The organism is Moorena sp. SIOASIH (assembly GCF_010671925.1).
In the GTDB taxonomy this organism is placed as follows: Bacteria; Cyanobacteriota; Cyanobacteriia; order Cyanobacteriales; family Coleofasciculaceae; genus Moorena.
This window is the reverse complement of sequence record NZ_JAAHIH010000003.1, coordinates 1,366,246-1,388,608: the sequence shown is the minus strand read 5'-3', so window position 1 is coordinate 1,388,608 and position 22,363 is coordinate 1,366,246. Positions and strand designations below refer to the sequence as shown.

12 protein-coding genes are annotated in these 22,363 nt (G+C 42.6%); 1 reads left to right on the top strand and 11 read right to left on the bottom strand.

Features of this window, described 5'->3' with window-relative positions; translation table 11 throughout:
* Positions 1–97 precede the first annotated feature (97 nt).
* From F6J90_RS20980 to nadB, 9 genes are all read right to left on the bottom strand, one after another.
* Entirely contained in the window at positions 98–1,024 is a 927-nt protein-coding gene (locus F6J90_RS20980) for a hypothetical protein (protein ID WP_293097650.1), read from the bottom strand.
* 24 nt (positions 1,025–1,048) lie between these two features.
* Positions 1,049–1,789: a sulfotransferase family protein gene (locus F6J90_RS20975; RefSeq protein WP_293097647.1), complete on the bottom strand. Its 741-nt coding sequence runs from the start codon at positions 1,787–1,789 to the stop codon at positions 1,049–1,051.
* Between the two features lie 60 nt (positions 1,790–1,849).
* Positions 1,850–9,586: a type I polyketide synthase gene (locus F6J90_RS20970; protein WP_293097644.1), complete on the bottom strand. Its 7,737-nt coding sequence runs from the start codon at positions 9,584–9,586 to the stop codon at positions 1,850–1,852.
* Between the two features lie 244 nt (positions 9,587–9,830).
* Positions 9,831–11,516: a vitamin B12 dependent-methionine synthase activation domain-containing protein gene (locus tag F6J90_RS20965; RefSeq protein ID WP_366513811.1), complete on the bottom strand. Its 1,686-nt coding sequence runs from the start codon at positions 11,514–11,516 to the stop codon at positions 9,831–9,833.
* Between the two features lie 242 nt (positions 11,517–11,758).
* The gene (locus tag F6J90_RS20960; RefSeq protein WP_293097641.1) at positions 11,759–13,144 is read right to left on the bottom strand and encodes a flavocytochrome c; all 1,386 of its coding nucleotides are present in this window, start codon (positions 13,142–13,144) and stop codon (positions 11,759–11,761) included.
* 213 nt (positions 13,145–13,357) lie between these two features.
* A complete protein-coding gene (locus F6J90_RS20955; protein ID WP_293097638.1) occupies positions 13,358–15,046 on the bottom strand; it encodes a methyltransferase domain-containing protein in 1,689 nt (562 codons plus the stop codon).
* A gap of 655 nt (positions 15,047–15,701) precedes the next feature.
* Positions 15,702–16,142, bottom strand: a complete 441-nt coding sequence (locus F6J90_RS20950) for an NADAR family protein (RefSeq protein ID WP_293097635.1) — start codon at positions 16,140–16,142, stop codon at positions 15,702–15,704.
* A gap of 19 nt (positions 16,143–16,161) precedes the next feature.
* Entirely contained in the window at positions 16,162–16,998 is an 837-nt protein-coding gene (locus F6J90_RS20945) for a methyltransferase domain-containing protein (protein ID WP_293097632.1), read from the bottom strand.
* Positions 16,995–18,719, bottom strand: a complete 1,725-nt coding sequence (gene nadB, locus F6J90_RS20940; protein WP_293097629.1) for an L-aspartate oxidase — start codon at positions 18,717–18,719, stop codon at positions 16,995–16,997. The genes F6J90_RS20945 and nadB overlap by 4 nt, the downstream gene beginning before the upstream one ends.
* Before the next feature lie 158 nt (positions 18,720–18,877).
* Here nadB and F6J90_RS20935 point away from each other — a divergent pair, with 158 nt between their 5' ends.
* Positions 18,878–20,089, top strand: coding sequence for a transposase (locus F6J90_RS20935; RefSeq protein WP_293097626.1), 1,212 nt, complete (start codon positions 18,878–18,880; stop codon positions 20,087–20,089).
* A 167-nt stretch (positions 20,090–20,256) separates the two neighbouring features.
* Here F6J90_RS20935 and nadA read toward each other — a convergent pair whose 3' ends face one another.
* Together nadA and F6J90_RS20925 are read right to left on the bottom strand one after the other, a co-directional pair.
* Entirely contained in the window at positions 20,257–21,231 is a 975-nt protein-coding gene (gene nadA / locus F6J90_RS20930) for a quinolinate synthase NadA (RefSeq protein WP_293097623.1), read from the bottom strand.
* Positions 21,232–21,740: 509 nt separating this feature from the next.
* On the bottom strand, positions 21,741–22,328 hold the full coding sequence (locus tag F6J90_RS20925) for a hypothetical protein (RefSeq protein WP_293097620.1): 588 nt from the start codon (positions 22,326–22,328) through the stop codon (positions 21,741–21,743).
* Between the last annotated feature and the right edge of the window lie 35 nt (positions 22,329–22,363).

Below are 22,363 nucleotides of genomic sequence, written 5' to 3'. Positions count from 1 at the left end.
ATCGCACTCCTTGTGATCAATTCGGGTATACTAGGAAACCTTCTTTCCTCTGTTTATGTAATTGTGTCGAAACAAGATTCTTTTAAACAAATTCCTTTTAATAGCAAAATTTTAGTTCAGCGATCGCGATACCTTGTTCCCCTGCTACTGAATAGAGTAAGTACAGCTTTTCTCCCTCGGTGTAGATAGCTGGGTCGTGCAGTTCTCGCACCGGTTCTTCTGCAACACCAACTTCCGAAGAGACAATAGGTAAAGCAACTCCCTCATAATCCATTTCTGGTTCGAGAACTGTAACCGGTTCTGAAGGAATCCACTTGTCCCAATCCTTGCTTAAATCCACGTAACTCATTAAGATACGTTCCGGGGCATCGCCATATCTGGAGTAGAATACCAGTAACCAATCGTCTTTTACCAAGACAGCACAGTGTCGTAGATTAGGTATAAAATCTTGTCCTGGCTCAAACCCTCTCAAACCATCTTTCGAGCGCAGTAAAATTCCAGCTATGGGACGGTTGTTCATCACTGTACCATACCAGTTGTTGGCAATGGCATAGTGGAATCCGTTGTGCTGGAAAACTCGAAAATAGCTTGGTCCAAGTATCTCTGGCAAAGCAGTAAAATGCAGACCATCTTCAGATTTTGCCAGCATTGTCACCTGATCGTACTTATGTCTCCCCTGATAGTAGCCATGAAAGTACATCCGTATTTCTTGGGCTTCATTGTCAACATGGACATCTGGAGAAGCAATATGATCCAAGCAAGTTGTTTCATCCAAGTGTAGGGTTCCCTGCTCATAGATCTTCCACTCTCCTTCTAGAGAGTCCGCATAGGCAAGACGAATATATTTACCCAAGTGATGAGCAAAATAAAGATAATAGCGTCCTAGGGGATTTTCAATCCAGTCAGGAACGCGAATGAGAGATGGACCATTAATGTTAGCACCACGATCGCCTTGTAATCCTGGCATTCCCTGCTTAATAATTGGATTTATTGGGAAACGTACAGCTTTAATTGGGAATTTCATATATCTTAGCAGAGATTTTAAACTTTAAGCAATACGAATTCGATGTTCGTAAAGCTTTTGGTAATAGGGGAAACAAAATTCATAAGCATTTTGTAAGTGTTCATTATCTTCTACTGACACATAATTATCTTTTTTTTGCTCCTTAAACCCACTACTAGACATGACGTTAGTAACCCAAGTTCCTCCATCCCAATTAGTAAGTTCAGGGCGGAATTTTTGTTCCCATTGTAAGGCTTCTTTAATGAACGGTATCCCCACAGCATCGCAGTAAGCTTTAACTGTTGCTTCGGGCTTTTGTACCAAATCATCCGAGTCAATTACCACTGGAATTTTACCACTAAATTCCTTAGCCATTTTAAAGAGTTTGTATAGTTCGGCATAACCGGTTTCTTCTAAAGTAAAATCAGGCCATTTATCGTAAAGTGATGGCAGCATTTTAGCGGGATTACGCACTATAAAAGTATTTTCAAAGATAGACAAAAATTCTGGATCGGCTACGTGGAACATATAATAAGCCATATCCTTGATAAAAACAGCCTGGGAATCTGCCTGTTGTTTTAGCCTTTGCCAGGTTGTTTGGTAATTATATTCAGGATTAAGTTCTACATCTGGATAACGATTAGTATTGCGCCGTTCTGGAGAATTATAGTACGATAACCCAAAAGGTTCGTGGGAAATAAGAAAATCACCCCTTTGGAGCATCATATTTTCAAAGGCGGTGGAAGTTGAGCGAACCGTTGCCCATAAAGCTAATATTTTTCTCATGGTTTTTCTCTTTGTTGGTAATTTGATAGTTAATCAGAGATTGTTGATAGTGCAATTAGTTTAGAGATTACAGTTGCTTTCCAGACAAGTCTTAAGGGTTTGGGCTAGAACTCGAACATGTGGTTCTCCCATCATCGTGAAATGGTTGCCTGGAATCTCATGAATTGTCACAGGTTCAGCAGAAACCTTACCCCACCCCCAAGTTGGGTCTTCCAGTATTGTTGTTTCACCGAGGGTAGCCTCAAAGACTTCTTTTTCTATAGCTCGGAAGAAAGTAATTGAAGTTGGGTAACTCTCTTGTGGGATATAGTCAACATCAGCTTGAACATTAGCTTTGTAAACTTGAAAAATACGTTTTAGTTCATCTTGGCTTAATTTAAAACCAGCTATGCTCAATCTTTCCAGAAGATAATTTAACTGTTGCTCCTCTCCAATAGATTGAAGTGTTTCAGGATCAACCTTGACCGCTTCTCCTAAAGAACCTTGATAAAAACTGCTGATATCGTTGATGAGTTTAGTATTGTCCCAATCAGCAAAATCTTGATATTTTTGAACATTTGTTCCTAAACCATCCATTATGGCAAGTAAAGCTACTTCCTGTCCCTGATTTTTTAACTGTTGAGCCATCTCAAAAACCACCTTTCCTCCTGCTGAATGACCGCCGAGAAAGTATGGCCCCTTAGGCTGAACGGCTTGTAAAGCTTGGATGTGGTGGGCTGCTATGTGTTCCATCCGGGTTAATGGCTTTTCCCCCTCATCTAAACCAAGCGATCGCAAGCCATATAAAGGTTGCTCTGAATCTAGGTGTTGTGCCAAGGGATAGATATCGAAAACATTTCCCAAGACTCCGGGGACAAAGAACAGAGGAGGTTTTGAACCATTTGGCTGAATCGATACTAAAGTAGAGCGGTAAGAGTCATCCTCAACTATACCTTGTTTGATGGAGGTATCGGTTAAACTTTTTGATTCCTCAAAGGCAAGAACTTCCTGAGCCAAATAACTAGTCAATGCTTCCGGTGTGGGATAATCAAATACTAAAGTAGAAGGCACAGACAAACCCAGACTCAATTGGATAGCATTTCTCAACTCAATAGACATCAAAGAATCTAATCCTAAGTCTATGAGTTTTTGCTCTAATGTTATTCGCTCAGGAGAAATTCCGAGTACCTTGGCTACCTGCGCGCGGACGTGAGTAACCAATAATCCCTGACGCTCTCCCACAGGAGCTGTTTCTAATTGCTTACGGAAGGTAACTGGTGTATATGATACTTGATTGTGGGAATTATTTTGTTGTTTTACAGATTTAAGTTTGACCCATCGATCGATACGAGCTTGTAAATCTCCACTAGATACAATAATTTGATCGAGTTCTGGAGTGGATAAAACCCTTTCAAAGGCTTGGATACCTTCTTCTGGAGTTATGGCAAATTCAGCCAGCCCTGCTGCAATCTCATAATTTTGATCTTGTTTCTCGAATTCCCAAGTCTCCCAGTTAACACTCAACCAAGGAACCGAATTAACCCGGTTCTGCTGGTGAACGAAAACATCCATAAACAGATTGGCCGCTGAGTAAGCAACGTCCCCCAAACCCCCCAGCACTGATGCTATGGAGGACATTAAGATACAAAAGTCAAGGTTTTTGTTCTGCAAAACCTTTGATAAGACGATCGTTCCCTGTACTTTTCCTTGAAAGTGCTGCCAAATATCAGTTTTAGTTATCTCCTTGATGGAACACAATGCTTTGTCTCCGGTAAACATAACACTGTGGATGACTCCATTGATGTTACCAAAGCGAGCTTCTGCTTGTGCGATCACTGCTTCCATTTGTTGTCCATCGGCTACATCAGCATTGAGTACCATAACCTCAGCTCCCATAGCCTCCATAGCCTGCAATTTCTGAATTTTGCGACTAATCCGATCTTCTGCATCGTGGGTGGCTAGCCATTGAGACCAATCATCCCTGGCAGGAAATAAGGAACGTCCCGTTAAGATCAGTTTGGCGCGTACAGTTTTTGCCAAGTGTAACCCTAGGGACAGACCAATCGCCCCTAGTCCACCGATAATCAGATAAACACCTTCTTCTGTCAGAGGTAATGTCTCTGCTCCAGGTGTTTCTAATCCCACAGGTTCAAACTTTTGCACCCAGCGATGTTTACCCCGGTAAGCGATGGTTAAATCTTCCGACTGTGCTGTTATTTCCCCCAGTAGTTGGGTTACAAGTTTTTCCTGCTTTTGCTTTTGGGATGGGGGAAGAACAAGATCGATACTGCGACAGTTTATATTTGGATATTCTTGTCCAATAACTTTACAGGCTGCGAGCAGGGTTGCTTTCTCTGGAGATAATACTTCCTCTGCGCTCACTTCCTGTAGGTTGTTTGATACAACTGTAAGTTGGAGTGAATTGATAAAATTCAGTTTTTCAAGGGCTTGGACAAGAAATATCAGGCTGTATAAACCCAAATCCTGAGACGCTTCAAAAGATTCTATTCCTAATTCTGTGTGGTTATTTGGGGTGACACTCCAGAGATGAATAATGCTACTGGGGTTTTTATTCCGTTGTTTCAGTTCTTGGAGTAGGGTATGGTAGTCATCAGCTTGGGTCGGATTAATGGTGTAGAAGCGATCGCTGTGCTTAGCAAACTCCGAACCGTGACTCACCCTTACAACTTCACTCCCCTGTATTGCCAGTTTTTCTGCTAGTTTTTCTCCCAGTCCGCACTCATCGACAAATACTAGAGTGTCAGACTCAAGCAGCTTTTCACCTGGTTGATAAGCAGGGGGAATAGACCGTTTCCAAGAAGGAATATAAAACCAGTCAGCAATATCCGGCTTTTTACCTATATTTTTTGGTGGAATTGCTCCTGGGGATGTTGAAGGGGCAGTTATTCCCATTAAACTATCCTCTGGACTCACCCAATAACGTTGCCGTTGAAAAGGATAAGTGGGTAAGGGAATGCGATGACGAGCAAAGTCTTGGTCAAAACCGAGCCAATTTATCGAAACACCATGCAAATATAGTTCTGCCACACTGGTTAATAGTTGTTGCCAATCTTCTTGTCCAGGACGCAGACTAGGTAACCATAACCCTTGATGTTCTGGGAGACACTGACGACCCATTCCTAATAAAATTGGTTTGGCTCCAATCTCTACCAATACATCTATCCCAAGCTGTTCCAAGGTTGACATACTAGCCATAAATTGCACAGGCTGCCGGAGATGATCGCACCAATATTTGGTAGTGGTTATTTCTTCTGTGGCTAGTTCTCCCGTAACATTGCTGATCAGGTTTAACTGTGGTAGATTAAACCGCACCTGTGCCACCATCTGCTCAAACTCTGCCAATATCGGTTCCATCAAAGGAGAGTGGAAAGCATGGGAAACAGTTAATTTCTTGGTTTTGACTCCCTTTGCGGCAAGATTGCGCTCAATTGTGTTAATCGCGGCTCTTTTTCCCGAAATTACCACACTCTGGGGTCCATTAATCGCAGCAAGAGACACTTCCTGACTATAGGGCTTAATGACTTCAAAAGCTTCTGCTTCTGAAGCTAACAACGCTAGCATTTCTCCATCTTGGGGTAATGATTGCATCAACCTACCCCGTTGGGCAATTAGTTTCAGTCCGTCTTCTAGGCTAAAAACCCCAGCAACACAAGCCGCCACATACTCCCCAAAGCTATGACCCATTACTACATCCGGTTCGATACCCCAGGATTTCCACAACCCGGCCAGGGCATATTCAATGGCAAAGATGGCAGGTTGGGTATAGCTTGTTTGGTGAATGGGTGAGTCAGGTTCCGTTTCCGGTTTATTGTTATCTAAATCTGGGTAGAGAACTTCCAACAAGGGAATATCTAAGTAGAAACGGAGGATGCGATCGCATTCGTCTAAATTTTTGCGGAAAGTGGGCTGAGTTTCGTAGAGTTGACGACCCATACCAATATACTGAGAACCTTGTCCGGTAAACACAAAGGCAATCTGCTTGGTAGAGTCTGCTTTGAGGGAGTGAATTGTTGGGGGTTCGGAACTATCGTTGATATCAACAGGCTTTCCAAACCTTTGCAACTGCTCCAGAAGGTCTTGAGTGGAGCCAGCAATAACAGCCAAACGATGGTTAAAATGCTGACGTCCACCATTGGCAGTAAAACAGATATCGGCAATCTCCGCCTTTGGATCGGACTCCAGATAAGTTATATAATTCTGTACCGACTCTGCCACAGCCTGCTCTGTTTGCCCTGATAGAGTCAAAATATGCACAGAACGTTCACGTTTGACTTTTGACTTACTTTTTTCGATCCCCCTCCCGTCCCCCTTAGCAAGGGGGAAGCCATGGGATGCTTCGCTTATGCCCCCCTGATTAAGGGGTAAGCCATGGGAGGCTTCGCTGTTGTCCCCCTTAGCAAGGGGGAAGCCATGGGAGGCTTCGCTGTTGCCCCCCTTAGCAAGGGGGAAGCCATGGGATGCTTCGCTTATGCCCCCCTGATTAAGGGGGAAGCCATGGGATGCTTCGCTGTTGCCCCCCTTAGCAAGGGGGAAGCCATGGGAGGCTTCGCTGTTGCCCCCCTGATTAAGGGGGAAGCCATGGGATGCTTCGCTGTTGCCCCCCTTATTAAGGGGGGTTAGGGGGGATCCACTTTCAACTTGTTTCGGGGCTTCCTCTAGAACAACATGGGCATTGGTTCCACCCATACCAAAGGAACTTACTCCAGCACGGAGAGGGGTGACCTTTGGTTCCCATGGGGTGAGGGCTGTATTAACGTAAAAGGGACTATTGGGGAAATCTATGTTGGGATTGGGTTCTTTAAAGTGCAAGCTTGGCGGAATGGCTTTGTTATGCAGTGCCAGCACTGTTTTAATTAGACCTGCTATCCCTGCTGTGACATCGAGATGCCCGATATTAGTTTTCACCGATCCAATCGCGCAAAAATTATTGTCCTGGCTGTTCGTACTTTGTCGAAACGCTTTTGTCAGTGCTGCAATCTCAATTGGATCTCCCAGGGGTGTCCCAGTTCCATGGGTTTCCACATAACTCACCGTCCTAGGATCTATGTTAGCCATAGCCAGTGCTTCGGAAATGGCTGCTATCTGTCCTTCTATGCTAGGAGCTGTGTAGCTAACTTTAACAGCCCCATCATTATTAATTGCTGACCCTTTGATGGTGGCATATATATGGTCTCCATCAGCGATCGCTTCCTCTAATCGCTTCAAGACAACTATGCCAACTCCACTACCAAATAACGTTCCTTGACCTTCAGCATCAAAAGCACGACAGTGACCATCAGGAGACAACATCATGCCTTCTTGGTATAAATAACCAGTCTTTTGGGGAACGAAGATCGAAACTCCCCCAGCTAGTGCTAAGTCAGATTCACCACTGCGTAAACTCTGACAAGCTAAGTGAACGGCAACTAGTGAGGTGGAACAGGCAGTTTGAACATTAACACTCGGTCCTTTTAGGTTCAATTTGTAGGAGACCCGCATGGGTAAGTAATCTCCCCCATTGCCTAGGTCGGTATGCACATCTTTAGTGCCCCTAAATAGACAATGGGTAAGCAAAGGATTTGCCCGAGAAGAGCCTAAGCTATGAGATATATTGTTAATTAGATAGGTACTGGGACTCGAACCCCCATAAACTCCCACCGAACCTGGATAATTTCCAGGATTATAACCAGCAATTTCCAGTGCTTCCCAAGCACATTCCAAGAAAAGCCGATGTTGGGGGTCCATTAGTTCAGCTTCTTTATCGCTGTAGCCGAAGAACTCAGCATCAAATAGGTCAATATCTGGCAAGATAGGACTGGCTTTCACATAATTGGGGTGTTCGATCCATTTGGGATCTTCTAGCTCAATTTCGCGATCGCTAAAGAAGGAAATTGATTCTACCCCATCTCGTAAATTGTTCCAGAAAGCATCGGTATTATTTGCCCCAGGAAACCGACAAGACATACCAACTATGGCTATATCCGAGCCATGCTGAATGGATTTCTTTCTTTTATCGTACTGCTTAACGGCTGTTTTTTCTCCCTTATCTTGCTCCAAGTGTTGAGCCAGAGTAGCAATAGTTGGGTGTTCAAACAGTGTTGTTACAGGTAGATGTATTGCCAAGATTTTGCTCAGGTTTTTGTGAACCCGGATCAGCAGTAAAGAATTACCACCTAAATCGAAGAAATTATCATTAATTCCTACTTCTTCTAACTGAAGTACTTCTTGCCAAATCTGAGCAATACGTTTCTGTGTATCGGATTGGGATTTGACTAAAGGTACTGCCAACTCTGGGCGAGAATGGTCTATACTTGGTAGTTGGCGACGATCCAACTTACCCATCGGTGTCATGGGAATTTTATCGATTACCACAAATACCGATGGAATCATGTGAGCAGGTAAATGGTCTTGTAAATGATGACGTAACCTTAATTTTAGCTCCCTAATCTGCTGGGGTTCAGTGCTTTTTTGCTGAGGAACAAAATAGGCTATCAGTTTCTTTTCTGCTTCTTCTTTTCCTTGAATAATAACTACACAGCTTTTTATTTCCGGATGTTCTAATAAAGTATTTTCAATCCCAGCTAAGGATACATTATATCCCCGCAGATTGACCATATAATTACAACGACCCCTAATTTCTAGTTTGCCGTTGGGTAAAATAGCTGCTAAATCTCCTGTTCTGAAAAAGCGACTACCGTTAATGTCAACAAGCTTTTGAGCAGTCAATTCTGGTTTATTCAAATAGGCTTGAAATAGGCAGGGACTCTTAATATACATCTCCCCTTCTTTCCCAGTCGTAACTTGCTGCCCATTCTCATCCAAGAAAATTATTTCATCGTCCTCAAAAGGAGTCCCAACAGCACAGAATCCTGATGGTAAATCTTCACTTTCTCGCAGATTATCAATAGCAACGGTAAAACATTCATTGATGCCATAATAATTAAGTAACCGAGCAGATGGCAGTCTATCTATCAATTGATATTTTAGTTGTTGTGTTAGTGCTTCTCCGGTTACACAAACAACTTCCAAACCTGATAATTTGGCAGTAATAGTTTCGAGTTCAACTGTATTAAAAATACTTTGTATTAAGGAAGGAGATATGGTGATTTCCTTGATTTTATGTTGAAATATTAAATCTAAAAATCCCTCATGATCGTAAATTATTTCATCAGGAACAATATATAGAGTTGCACCTTTCATCCAAGGTCTATATATTTCCCATGGAAATAATAAATAGGTTATAGGATATCCTGATTTACTGGGACTTACTTGCTCTCGCCTTAATTCCCCAGTAATAATCGCTTTATGGGTTAATATTATGCCTTTTGGTTCTCCTGTACTTCCCGATGAGTAGATTATATTAGCGATATTTTCAGGAGCTATTGACGGTAGTTCTAAATCTAATGTGGGGGGTGATTTCCAATTAGTTTCCCTATCTATAAGTAAAAATTTTATATCAATTTCACTGCTTATTTTTTTTGTATATGTACTTTTGGTAATAATTAAACTAGGTTGAGCATCTGCTAGCATTTTGGCAAGCAAAGCATCGGTATATTTCAATTCTAGGGGCATAAATACTCCCCCAGCTTTCATAATAGCTAGAGAAGCAATAATAAAGTCTTGGGATTTTTCCAGTAAAACTCCAACGGGTTGATTTAAGGTAACCCCTTGTTTTTGAAGGTAACCCGCTAAGTTATCTGTCAACCGATCTAATTTTTGATAGGTAATTGAATTTGCCCCATCTACGATGGCAATTTCCTCTGGCGTTCTTTGTGCTTGTAATTTGACTAGTTTAGGTAAGCTTAGTAAATTTTGCATACATAAATTAATTCTTTGTAAATTCTCATTTTTGATGCTATAGCGGTTTTCACTTTAATTCAATACAAGATGATTGGAATGGACATCCCTGTGCGTCAGAATTTTATCACATGAATTGGTATTCCATTCAACTGAAAACCGCTATATATTATTGTCGAAAATTTATCTACCAACTTTCCGTCTCTAGGCGAGACAAAAAAAGGTTGTAATTAACCCACCATCATCGGCTTATTTATCTAATCAACTAAGTATTAAAGTATTTTGCTACAGGATGATGAGCAACAAACGCCGTGGTAGACTGTTCAGGAAGTAGATGCTCACTTTCATTCATGTACACATCAATGCGAGAGGTATCGAGTAAATCCATTTGTTTGAATTGATCTGCCATATTAGGACAAGCAGGATAACCGAAACTATAACGAGATCCTCGATAGCGTTGGCGCATTATATCGGTTATAGTATCAGGCTCTTCTGACCCAAATCCTAACTCCTTACGGATTCTAGCGTGTAACCAGTCCGCTATGGCGTCTGCCATCTGCATCGCCACACCATGATAATAGTGGTAGTCAAGATAATTATCCGCTTCAAATAGCTTCTGTGCATGGGTGGTTCCTATTTCACCTGCTGTTACAATTTGCATGGGGAAGACATCGATTTGACCTGATTCTTTAGTGGCATAGAAATCCGCAATACAAAGACGTTTTCCTCCCCGTTGACGGGGGAATTCAAAGGTTGTTAGCAGTTTATTGTGATCTTGTGGATCGTAGACATACACTGTATTCCCTTCAGCGTTACAGGGGAAATAGCCATAAATTGCTGCCGGATGTATTAGGTCATCGGCAATAACTTTTTCTTTCCATTCTTCTAAAACTTGATAAGCTTTTGTGGCTAAAAAGTCATTATAATCTTGTTGTGATTGATCTTTTAGCTTACGGAATCGCCACCGTCCCACGTATAAAAGCTGTACATCTACATAAGGGAAAATGTCTTCAATTGATATGTCTCCGTCTTTTAATACTTGAGTTCCCCAAAAAGGAGGAGTAGGGCGTTCTACATCTAAAGTTACTACATGGGAACGCTTAGTATCAATTACCACAGATTTTTTTACCGATGATTCTTTTGCCAAAGATTCTTCAGTATAAACAAATGAGTCATTCATATAAAGTTTATATTGATTTGCTTCGGCAAATGGCATTTGCCCCATCTCTTCTAAGGTTAGTGGGGGGGGAGGTGAATTTTCTTCATCTAAAAAACCTTTCAGGTCGTCCCAATTATCTTCAGCTTTTGCTGACATTAGTTTATCCATAAAATGCCAATCAACAAAAGCATTTTTTCCATAAACAACTTGACCTTTATAGGTATTTTTGCAATCCTTTTCCACAAACTTAGGAGTTAATGCAGCGCCACCTAAGATAACAGGAACGGTAATGCCTTTTTCATTAAAAATTTCTAAATTATGCTTCATGACTGCCATAGTCTTGATCAACAAGCCACTCATGGCAATGCAGTCTGGTTGATTTTCTTCGTAGGCTTTGAGAATGTTATCGATTGGTTGGTTAATGCCTAAATTAATTACCTTGTAACCATTGCTAGAAAGGATAATATCAACTAGATTTTTACCAAGATCGTGGAGGTCACCTTCTACCGTCGCAATCAGACATTTACCCTGAGTAATATCCTCAGCTTCTTCCTTATCCATATGGGTTTCTAAATACGCTACCGCCGCTTTTTTAGTCTCCGCCGATTTTATAACGGACGGTAACGGAATTTCTCTTGAACCATATAATTCCCCGACAGTCCTCATAGCCTCTAAGAGGCAAGTGTTAATAATCTGTCGGGGGGAATAGTCTTTTAAGGCTTCATCTAAAGCTTCCTCTAAACCAATAGATTCCCCATCAATAATATGTTGTTTGAGAGGTTCTAAAACGATTTTGTTCATTGTTAGTTGTGGGAGCTAGACACCCATTGATAAAATAGCTAAAGTTGTTATTGCTAAATCAATACTGATTTGGTTGATACCCTTCAGTATACAAAGCTAGCCATGTTGCAATTTGCCTATTGTATGTACATCGGGATATTCCAGCATGTCAGTCAACAACACAAATTACAAATTATTATTTAGCAACCACAATTTAAAGTTTTCCATAACTTACTAGAGTAAGTCTAGGCTATTTATGTAAATTTTTGTAAAGCAGCATTTCTACCAGCGATTCTACCAAACACCACGCATTCAGTTAAAGAAGAACCCCCTAAGCGAGAGGCACCATGAATACCGCCTGTCACTTCTCCTGCAGCATACAAGCCTTGAATAGGCTGGCCATTATTATCAATAACTTGAGCTTTAGCGTTGATGGTAACGCCTCCGATAGTGTAATGTACCTTAGGCCACAATCGCATAGCATAATATGGAGCATGGAGAGGTTTGGCATCTAATGGAATAGGCTTTTGCCAACTCTCATCTTTCTTATTCTCGACATACTTGTTGTAGCGATCGAGAGTTTCTTTTAAAGCTTGATAAGGCAGAGAATATGCTGCAGCAAGTTCCTCCAAGTCTTCAAACCTTTTCACAATATTCCTGCTTAAGTACCGATCCATACTGTGACCAGAAATGTTTATACCTTCCAAATCAGCAATACCAATGCTGGGTTGACCAACGTCTAAAATTGAATCTGCTCTAATTTTTCTGTCTGCTAATTCATTAAAAAACCGCTTTCCTGTTAAGGGATGAACCACTATACCATAGGGAAAAACTGTATAAAAAAATTCGGTAGCAATTTTATCAGCTTTCTCGTCAGGAGAACTCCAAGGTGATAACTGAATATATTCTAAATGGACAGAACTAGCACCAATCTTGATCGCCTCTAGCATTCCTTCTGCTGTAGTATCCAAACGATTAGTATTACCTACGGTGCTGGTTAGACGAGCATCATGAAGCATTCGGAAAGCAACATCTCCGCCAAAACCACCAGTAGCTAAAACGACACCAGTATTTGCATAGACTGCTCTGGCTTGGTTTTGCTTTTTGTCATAAACTTCAATCTCTCGAACATCCTTTCCGAACTTTGTGAGGCAAATATTGGTTTTGATCTCAATGCCCAACTCCTTTACCTTTGAAAGAAGAGGTTTCACAATTGCTGTTCCAGAAAAATTGTGTAGCAGATGGATACGAGGAACAGAATGGCCGCCAAAGATTATGGGCTTATGTTGAAATTTGACAGCTAAATATTCAGTAAGCCACTCTAGTACAGAATTAGACTGTTGAGCAACTATCTTAGCCAGAGATGCATCATTCATATTCAAGCCAGCTCTCAACATATCCTCATACATGAGTTCCCAAGAGTCTAGAATACCGTATTGTTTCTGAAAATCAGTCCCCGCAACCGCTATCCCTCCATCACTCATGATGGAATTTCCGCCACAGGCGCTACGCTTTTCTAGAACAACTACCGATGCACCAGCATTTTTGGCTTCAACCGCAGCCGCTAGTCCAGCAACTCCACTACCAACAACTACCACGTCTGCCTCTGTATCCCAATTAGATAAAGTAGACTTATCCATCACTTCACTGCTATTGTTACTCTGCTGTTAACCTCCCCCAGTAACTATCATTTTACCATAGACTAGACACATAAATATGTCTAGTCTAAACGGCTCCTTCGGTTTAATCCCCTGCTTAAAAGACAGAGGATTTCACCATCGCTTCTCTGTAGTTTTATAGTCATTAGCTGTTTGTTTATCGATATGATAGCTTTGAAATAATTTATCCTAATTTTAGGTAATTGTGCCGAAACAAAATTCTTTTAAACAAATTCCTTCTGCAACTTCTTGGTCGTCTATTTGTAGAATAGCGGCTCTATATTCCAAGGATAGCTTACTTTCCATAGTCAATGGTTGATTTCGCTTGATGCTCGACCAAGTTGCGAAAGTTTTTTTGTCGAATTTCAAGTGATATTTTTTATCTTGAATGCGGCCATGGGCACTGGTTTGGCGATGGTAAGAATCTTCTCCACTTAACAATATTTCTTTTTCTGTTTCGGAGGTGTTCAGGAGCTTGAAATAATTGTATTTTTCTTGGCCAAATGTCGCTTCAGCACTCCAAATTATTCCGTAATTAGGGAAAAATGCGTGAACAAAGTGGTAGCCCCAAAACTTGGGGTAATCTCCCTGATAAATTTTGCAATAACCTATACCTTTTTGAGTGCGATCGCCTGTGGAAACTGTGCACAGGAGTTTTGGTTGGTGAATGACGGCGCGATGATTTTTTTCAGCGGGAACCGCCCAAGTGAATTCGGCGGCAACTTGGAATTGAATTTCTATATTAGCTTCTGGCAAACAAATGCTTCCGGTTCCATCGTTGTTTTTGATAGAGATGTGTTGATTTGAGCGTTGCTGTTCGGAGGTATTGATAAGTTCTAGGGAGTAGCCCTTGGTGTCGCTCCACCAGGCTGAGTAATGCTCGATTGTTCCAGTTTTGAAATATCTTAGAGCAAGTAGAGAACCGTCTTCGAGAAAGAAATGGTATTGTTCACTATAAACAGAGGTTGTAGAGGAGAAATATGTATCAGGTACTTGGTAAATTTTTGGAGCACAAGGTTTTTTTGCAAGGATGGAGGAGCCACCAATCTTGCCGCTTTCAAACAAGTCGCTAATGGTTTGATAAAATTGACGACGGTGTTCATAAACGTTTTCACCGACTAGTTTTATTGATTCTTCTTTTGATTGGAGTAATTTTTGATAGCGTTCTTTTACCCAACGTTTCCATCCTGTTGTTAAATCGATGAAACAAATGTCAGCAAATCCTACACGTTCGAAGTGATTTCGGTAGGTTTCGCGGGTTGGCACATAAGAGGATTGAACCACTTCTTCTAGAGTGGTTTGCACCTCTGGTGTCAGAGGGCCATTGGCCACGTAATCTTCGATATAGATCAGGCCGTTTTCCTTCAAAGAGCTAAAACAAATTTCCAGTATTTTATCGCGGTTTTCAATGTGTAAAAATGACAGAAACGAAATGATGCTGTCAAATGAGCTTGGCAACAGGGCGTCAATGACTTGGGGACTTAGAATACTGCCTGTGAGGTATTGGATGCGTTTGTCAAGTCCCACTCGTTGGGTGAGTTCTTGGGCAATTTCGTTAAAACTCTTTCTTAATTCCACACATTGGATGTGACATTCCGTTTTATAACTAATGTATCGAGCTGGCCCACCAATACCGCTGCCAATGTCCAAAACTCGCGAGTTGGGGGATAGTGCCAAACGATCGATAGCGCGATCGCAAGCTTTGGTGCCAAAGTAGTGGTATTGGTCTAGGTGATCCAATTCTAGCAAATCTTCGATTTGCAAAGGACCTGTGGCTTTTCCTTTTTCTTTCAGTGCTTGGCGAATACTATGGATGCGCCAATCGTAAATCAAAGCTTCGTCTTTTGAAAGAGGATATTCTTTTTCCGGTTGTGATAGTGTCATGGTTATTCCAAGGTAATTTCGTGTTTAAAAAGTAAAAAATCCTAGTTATTTGGGAAGGATTTCGGCTCAAGCATTTCGGATCGAGTAGATAAAAACGGCTCTACCGAACCTAGTATGCAGAAAAACGCCCTTATTGCCCACTAAGTATGAGCCCACTAAGTATGATTGGGCAGGTGATTTATAAAAAATCATTCTCTCCAACACTAAAACTCCCGCCCAATCAAGATTATACTAATTATTTACTGACAGTTTTACCTAGGCAGTCCGGTAGAGCCAGAAAATCCTTACAAGCTCCAACGTTAATTAACACTTCTCCCTTTTTCCGGACTGGTTTAGGTACTTTGGGTATAGACCAGTTTTTCGGGCTCTTTTTTAGGGCTCTCCAAATTCAGTAATAGTAAGCATTCAGCTATCAGCTTTTGAATAAAAGAGGTAAGCATTCGTTTAATCTCTGTTACCTCTGCTGCGATGGGATTTATAGTCTTTGGCTTTTGGGCAAATCCCCAGACTTTCAATTATCTAAAATCTCTCAATATTAAATTCTCCCGTTCAAGGTTTATTTTAAGCTGACGGCTGACAGCTGACGGCTGAATGCTTACCAGTAAGAATAACGGCATTCATTAACTCTGTCATGATTGTTAAGCATTCCTCCTGCTCAAGATTCCCGTAAGATAGCTCGGATTTCCATTAAAATTTCTCCCAGGCGATTCTTACCGCTCCTATCTTTACCACAACCCCAATAATAATCCTGGGGAGCATCTTCCACAATTAGTTCGTCCCCTGTCCCCAGCAGAATTTCGCGGATATCAGCATGGGTTTGAAACTTACACAGTAAGCCTCGCCCCATAACATCCTCTTTGATTTCTTCCCAATCCCTGCGCAGAGGACGAGTACGCTCTCGTCCCATGCTCGCAGCTTCTGCGGGAGTGTTTGCTAAGCGAATTTCTTCTACATGGGAGGTACCAGCAAATTTCTGGGCTTGGAAATAATGCTCTGAGGTGGGCCACCAGAGTCCGTCCAGTTCAAACCCATGGGGGGAAAAGTTGGAGAAACAACCATAGGGCTTTTCGGTAATCTCGTAAAAGTAAATCGTCACAGCTTGACTCCCAAAAATTTTACAGCAGGCGAAAATGCAAAATGCCCCACTGCATGTACCCTTTTTCGTAATACTCGATCCAGGGTTCAATGCTTTTCAAGGTTTTATCGGCCAATTCGGTGGAAGTTATTCTGACTACCTCCTGATAGCGTACGCGCACTTCTTTCCCAAATCGTCGATAATGGATAGGGACATTTTCCGAAAGGTCAATAAAGTGCAATTCCTCAAAACCCAATTCCTGGGCTGTCTGACTATAAAAGCGATAGGAACCCATATCCTTGATACCCAGACGGTCAAAGGCTGGTTGCAGTAGCCCTGGTGGACAAGTCTCCTTTTGCATGGGGTCAGTAAAAATCAACTCTCCCCCTGGCTGCAGAACCCTCTTAATTTCTTCAAAGACCTGAGTGCGATCGCTACTGTGTAAAATGGCATCCTGGGACCAGACAATATTAAAGGAATTGTCTGGATAGGGAATATCCTCAAAACTCCCCTGAGTTACCTCAACTAAGTGGGCTAAATTCTGCTCTTGGTTCAGTTGGCGGTTCCGTTGATTTTGCCGCTCGCTTAAATTGAGACAGCAGACAGAACAACCGTAGGTTTTGGCCAGATACCGCGCCGCCCCTCCATAACCAGCACCTATATCGATGACTCGTGAATCGGGAGCTAGATTTTCCAGAGTTTGGGCAATTGTTTCCACCGTGCGCTTGGAGGCATCATGGATCGGTTCATCCGAACTCTTGTATATCCCATAAGTGATATGCTCCCCACCCCATAAAGTAGCATACAATCGGTCTGTTTCTGCACCATCATAATAGGTTTGCGCTGTTTTCACCGCTTCTGAATAAGTGGTATTCATACCGCTATTTCCTTGGGTTCTAAGGTTAGAGAAAGTTGTGGAGATTTCCACCAACGATCCCCCTGTACTAAGGTGTGAACTTGCCAACTGGGTGAGGTTTGGGGATAATCGCTACGGTAATGTCCGCCCCGACTTTCTGTGCGTAATGCTGCACTTTTGAGAATTAAATGGGCAATATCCAGGAGATTGAATGTTTCTGCAGCCGTTCGCAATTGCTGCTCCGCTAATGGTGACTCAAATTTAACTGTTTGGTTGGGCAGTAAATCAAGCAGGTATTGACTCACCTCTAAGCCAGCCAATTCAGAGCGCCAGGAATTAACTTGAGCAAGGGCTGACTCCAAAACTTCCTGGGAGCGACAAATTCCTGCACTTTGCCACATCAGGGAGGGCAAACTTTGCCTTACTGATGCTATCTTCTCGATGTCCCTTTCCCAGTCACCTTTCTCTTTTCTCAAAGGTAGGGATTCCTGCAGAGCTAGATTAGGAGCTGTTTTAATCTCAGCTAATTGGGCGGCAAAAACCAAGCATTCCAATAAGGAATTACTCGCTAAGCGATTGGCACCATGGACTCCCGTACTAGCTGTTTCACCAATAGCATATAGCCCTGGAATCGAGGTGCAACTGGTCAGATCGCAAGCCACTCCTCCCATCCAGTAATGGGCAGCAGGTGCAACGGGAATGGGCTGCTTTAAGATATCAATCCCCCAATGTTGACATACGTTAATAATATTGGGGAAACGATAGCGAATTTGCTCAGGATCAATGGGTTGCAAGTCTAAATAAACATTCCCGTGGCTAGGATCGGCGGAGGTTTTCTCTAAGTGACTAAAAATTGCCCGACTTACCACATCTCTAGGAGCCAACTCCCCTGAAGGGTGGTAATTAAAAGCAAAGCGATCGCCTTTGTGATCTACTAAATGTGCCCCCTCTCCCCGGACAGCTTCTGTAATTAAAAAGCGAGGTGCCCCTGGTTTGGTTAAAGCCGTGGGATGAAATTGGAAAAACTCCAAATCTCTAACAATTGCCCCAGCCCGCCAAGCCAGTGCTACTCCATCTCCTGTACTTACAGTCGGATTGGTTGTTTGGGCAAAAACTTGACCGCCACCACCTGTGGCTAGGATTACCGCAGAAGCTCTTAGCCAAGATATCTGACCTTTATAGAGGAGGCTAATCCCCTGACAATGACCAGTTGCTGGATTGAGCCATAAACTCAAAGCCACTGCGTGAGATAGCACCTGAATATTTGGACGCTCTAAAACTTTACTAGTCAACGTATCCACAATTGCTCGACCCGTGGTGTCTGCCGAATGGAGGACGCGGGGACGAGAGTGAGCTGCTTCTAGGGTCATGGCTAGCTTTTTGCCTTTCCGGTCAAAGGCTACCCCCATCTTGACCAGAGAGTCAATGGCAGCAGAGGCATTTTCTACCAGAAACTTTATCGCCTCGCGATCGCAAAGACCAACACCCGCTCGCTGGGTATCCTCGAGGTGAAGCTCTGGGGAATCAGATGGGTCAATAGCAGCAGCGATTCCTCCCTGGGCCCAGTTGCTAGAGCCTGTTTTTAGGGTGTCTTTGGTAATCAAACCTACCTGCAAATGAGCAGGTAGACAAAGGGCTGCATAAAGCCCAGCCGCACCACTGCCCACCACTATGATGTCAAATTGGGAGGGAGTGTTGGCAGATGGGAAATACTCGTCAGGGGATGATTTAAAATCTTGCACGATAGATCATCGTTAATTAATGGGTCTGAAACCCCGTCCTAAAGGACGGCTTTACAACTGTCCACGCTTACTTGCCAGCCTAACTTATTTTCGCTAGAATGGAATAATATCAGTGAAACAGACTTATGTACTTGACTCAAAAGAATCAAATACGTGGGTTGAGCAAGAAACAATATCTTGCCCTTAAGACACTGTGCAGACTCAGTAAAAACCTCTATAACGTAGGTCTTTACTCGGTTAGACAGTTCTTCTTTACTGAACGTGGTTACCTTCGATATGAGAGTAACTACCATGGGGTTAAAAGCAACGATAATTATCGTCTGCTCAACACCGACGTCGCCCAGCAAACCTTGAAAGTAGTAGATCGCTCTTTCAAGTCCTTTTTTAAGCTGATCGAAAAAGCTAAACTTGGGGCTTACCAATTCAATCAAATCTCTCTCCCTAAATATTTGCCCAAAGAGGGGTACTTTCCTCTGATTATGCCTAGGGTGAAAATCAAGAATGGCTTTTTCAGAGTACCTATGTCCCGAGAGTTCAAAGCTGAACACGGAGAGATTTGGATTCCTTTCCCCGATCGACTTCAAGGTAAAAAACTCAAAGAGGTTCGCCTGAAACCAAAACATCATGCTAGGTGGTTTGAAGTTGAATTTATTATTGAACAACCTAATGAACCTCAAGAGCTTGAAACCGGTCAAGGGATATCTATCGACCTTGGACTGAATAATCTTGCTACTTGTACTATGACTACCGGGGCATCCTTTGTAGTGGATGGCAAAAGACTTAAATCTATCAACCAGTGGTACAACAAGATCAACAGCAAGCTTCAGAGTACCAAGGACAAACTTGGGATAAAAGCTTTGACCAATCGCCAGTCTAGACTCCTGAAGACTCGCAATAATCAAGTTAGAGATTACCTTAACAAAGCGGCCAGGTTGATTATTAATCAATGCATCGCCAACAAGATTGGTGTGCTGATCGTAGGAGTTAATCCTGGATGGAAACAGGAAATCAATATTGGCAAGCGGAACAATCAGAACTTTGTCCAAATCCCCCATTACAACCTTAGGCAAAAACTTCAAGCTTTGTGTCAACGGTATGGGATTCAGTACCGAGAACAAGAGGAGTCTTACACCAGTAAAGCTAGCTCTTTGGATGGTGACCAAATCCCTGTCTACAATGCCGACAACCCCGCCAAGCATACTTTTAGCGGGAAAAGGGTTAAACGCGGATTGTATCGATCTAAAGATGGCCATTTAATTAATGCCGATTGTAATGGTGCATGGAATATTGGCCGTAAAAGTAAGCACGATGGTTTTACCGGAGTGTCTAGAGGTTGTTTGGCACAACCAGCCAAACTTTATGTTCTGTGAATCCCCGTCCTTCAGGTCCCGGAGCTGTCAAATGTCGCTAATTTTTGATTAATGCCTAAGCAGTTATTCGTTTTCACAACACAAAGTTCTTATAAGTCATAAGTAATAACTTATAACTTATACTTTTGTCAAGTAATTGTGTCAACCTGCTCAGAGGCACTACAGCACTACACTGATAACTCCAACATCCGTTGAATTGGTCGCAACGCCGCTACTCGGATGTCTTCCGGCATAGTAATTTCTGGTGTTTTCTGCTTCATGGCTAGATACAGCTTCTCCAAAGTATTGAGCCGCATGTGAGGGCATTCGTTACAGGCACAATTGCTATCCATACCTGGAGCAGGGATGAAATTTTTATGGGGTGCCCTCTTTTGCATTTGGTGAATAATTCCTGGCTCAGTAGCCACGATAAATTCTGCCGTTGAACTTTCCTCGCTATACTTTAATAAACCTGTTGTGGAACCAATGTAACTGGCATGACGCAAGACAGGGGCTTCGCATTCTGGATGGGCAATAAACTCCGCTTTAGGATGCTGTATTTTGAGTTCCACGATCTTTTTCTCAGAAAAGGTTTCATGGACAATACAGCTCCCCTCCCACAGGACTAACTCCCGTCCGGTTTGCTCCATGACATAGCGACCTAGGTTCTGATCTGGAGCAAAAATAATCGGCTGGTCTTCCGGAATTTGGTTGACGATCTTAACTGAGTTAGAACTGGTGCAAATGATATCGCTCATCGCCTTAATTTCAGCGGAGCAATTAATGTAAGATACCACTAGATGGTCGGGATGGGCTGCTTTGAAGGCCGCAAATTCTTGGGGAGGGCAACTGTCAGCTAGGGAGCAACCAGCATTTAGATCCGGGAGTAGTACCAATTTATTGGGGTTAAGGATTTTGGCAGTTTCTGCCATAAAGTGAACCCCAGCAAAGACGATAACATCTGCTTCTGTAGCCGCCGCTTGTTGAGAAAGACCGAGAGAATCGCCGATGTAGTCAGCGATATCTTGAATATCTGGCTCTTGGTAATAGTGAGCCAGAATAACTGCGTTTAATTCTTGTTTGAGGTCTTCAATCGCTTCAAACAGGTCTTTGGGCGGATACTCCAACTCTAGGGTTGTTTTTGGGAGGACATTTGTAAACATCGCATTCTTTCCCTATTTCTGACTAGTTTACTGGTTTGTGAAGATTTTCTTTCTTTAATAATTATTAAATCTTGGGGAGCCCACTAGCCACTAGTAGGTGGTGTACTAGTAAAATTTCCTTAAATTATGCTATATTTATGCTATCTTTATGCTATTTTAAGGCTGCCCTCGACTAGGCTGACCTCATGGGAGCGCAACAGAAAATGATCTATCTGCATAACTTCAGCAGCCAGCTCTATTAGGTCTTTTGCTCGTTGGAAGGATTAAACGGATGAGCGCGGATCATCTAATCGGACTTGTAACACAACTAAATCCCCAGCTCGCCTCTGCCGATCGCCACGTCGGAACTTGCGTGCCTGTCGATGTTTTCGTGAATTCTATTGGGGACATTACTAAGATTGGAGAGATTGGGGAGATTGGAGTCAACTATTATTCTCTCCTATCTCTCCTGTCCGATTGACAATTGTTCAGTCTTGGTTGTTCGTCAATTTTCCCACCTGATTTCAACCTTATTTCCTTAACGTCTCACCAATAGCATGACCCTTGGGTTGGAAAACACTCTTCATTAACACCTCATGCACCAACACGGCTACAATAAAGCCTGGACAAACTTCGGATAGGATGTTATGAAATCCTAAAACTCGCCAGAGGATAGCAGTACTCAATCCCGCCAACATCATAGAGTTCAAGGCTAAATAATGAGTGCGTCTTTTCAATAAGATAATCAGCATTGCTGGACCGAGGGAACTGGCCACAGCTCCACTAGCAAAAAGAACCAACGAAAACACTGTGGAGGAAATAGAAATCGTCGCAATTACAGCGAGTATTCCCACCACTAAGGTCATGAATTGCTCGTATTTCACCCCATATTTCCGGGACATCCTCTGATGCAAAGTCGGGGAAATATCTCTAGCGATCGCACTGGAACAAACCAGAAGTTGGGAATCCGCTGTAGAGGCAATCACAGAAAAGACACCAGCCAACACAATACCGACTAAAAAGGGATTAAATTGTTGTGTGGCGTACAAGGGCAAGGCTTGTTCGGGATCACTAATGTTAGGCATTAAGACCCGGCAAGCAATCCCAAACAAAACCATCTTTCTACCCCAATTCCTCTCCCGTTATAGCCCTT

Excerpts from the sequence above, each read along its gene's own strand:
- nadA (WP_293097623.1), bottom strand. The coding sequence starts at position 21,231 with ATGTTTACAAATGTCCTCCCAAAAACAACCCTAGAGTTGGAGTATCCG.
- F6J90_RS20980 (WP_293097650.1), bottom strand. The coding sequence starts at position 1,024 with ATGAAATTCCCAATTAAAGCTGTACGTTTCCCAATAAATCCAATTATT.
- F6J90_RS20970 (WP_293097644.1), bottom strand. The coding sequence starts at position 9,586 with ATGCAAAATTTACTAAGCTTACCTAAACTAGTCAAATTACAAGCACAA.
- F6J90_RS20925 (WP_293097620.1), bottom strand. The coding sequence starts at position 22,328 with ATGGTTTTGTTTGGGATTGCTTGCCGGGTCTTAATGCCTAACATTAGT.
- F6J90_RS20955 (WP_293097638.1), bottom strand. The coding sequence starts at position 15,046 with ATGACACTATCACAACCGGAAAAAGAATATCCTCTTTCAAAAGACGAA.
- F6J90_RS20945 (WP_293097632.1), bottom strand. The coding sequence starts at position 16,998 with ATGAATACCACTTATTCAGAAGCGGTGAAAACAGCGCAAACCTATTAT.
- F6J90_RS20975 (WP_293097647.1), bottom strand. The coding sequence starts at position 1,789 with ATGAGAAAAATATTAGCTTTATGGGCAACGGTTCGCTCAACTTCCACC.
- F6J90_RS20960 (WP_293097641.1), bottom strand. The coding sequence starts at position 13,144 with ATGGATAAGTCTACTTTATCTAATTGGGATACAGAGGCAGACGTGGTA.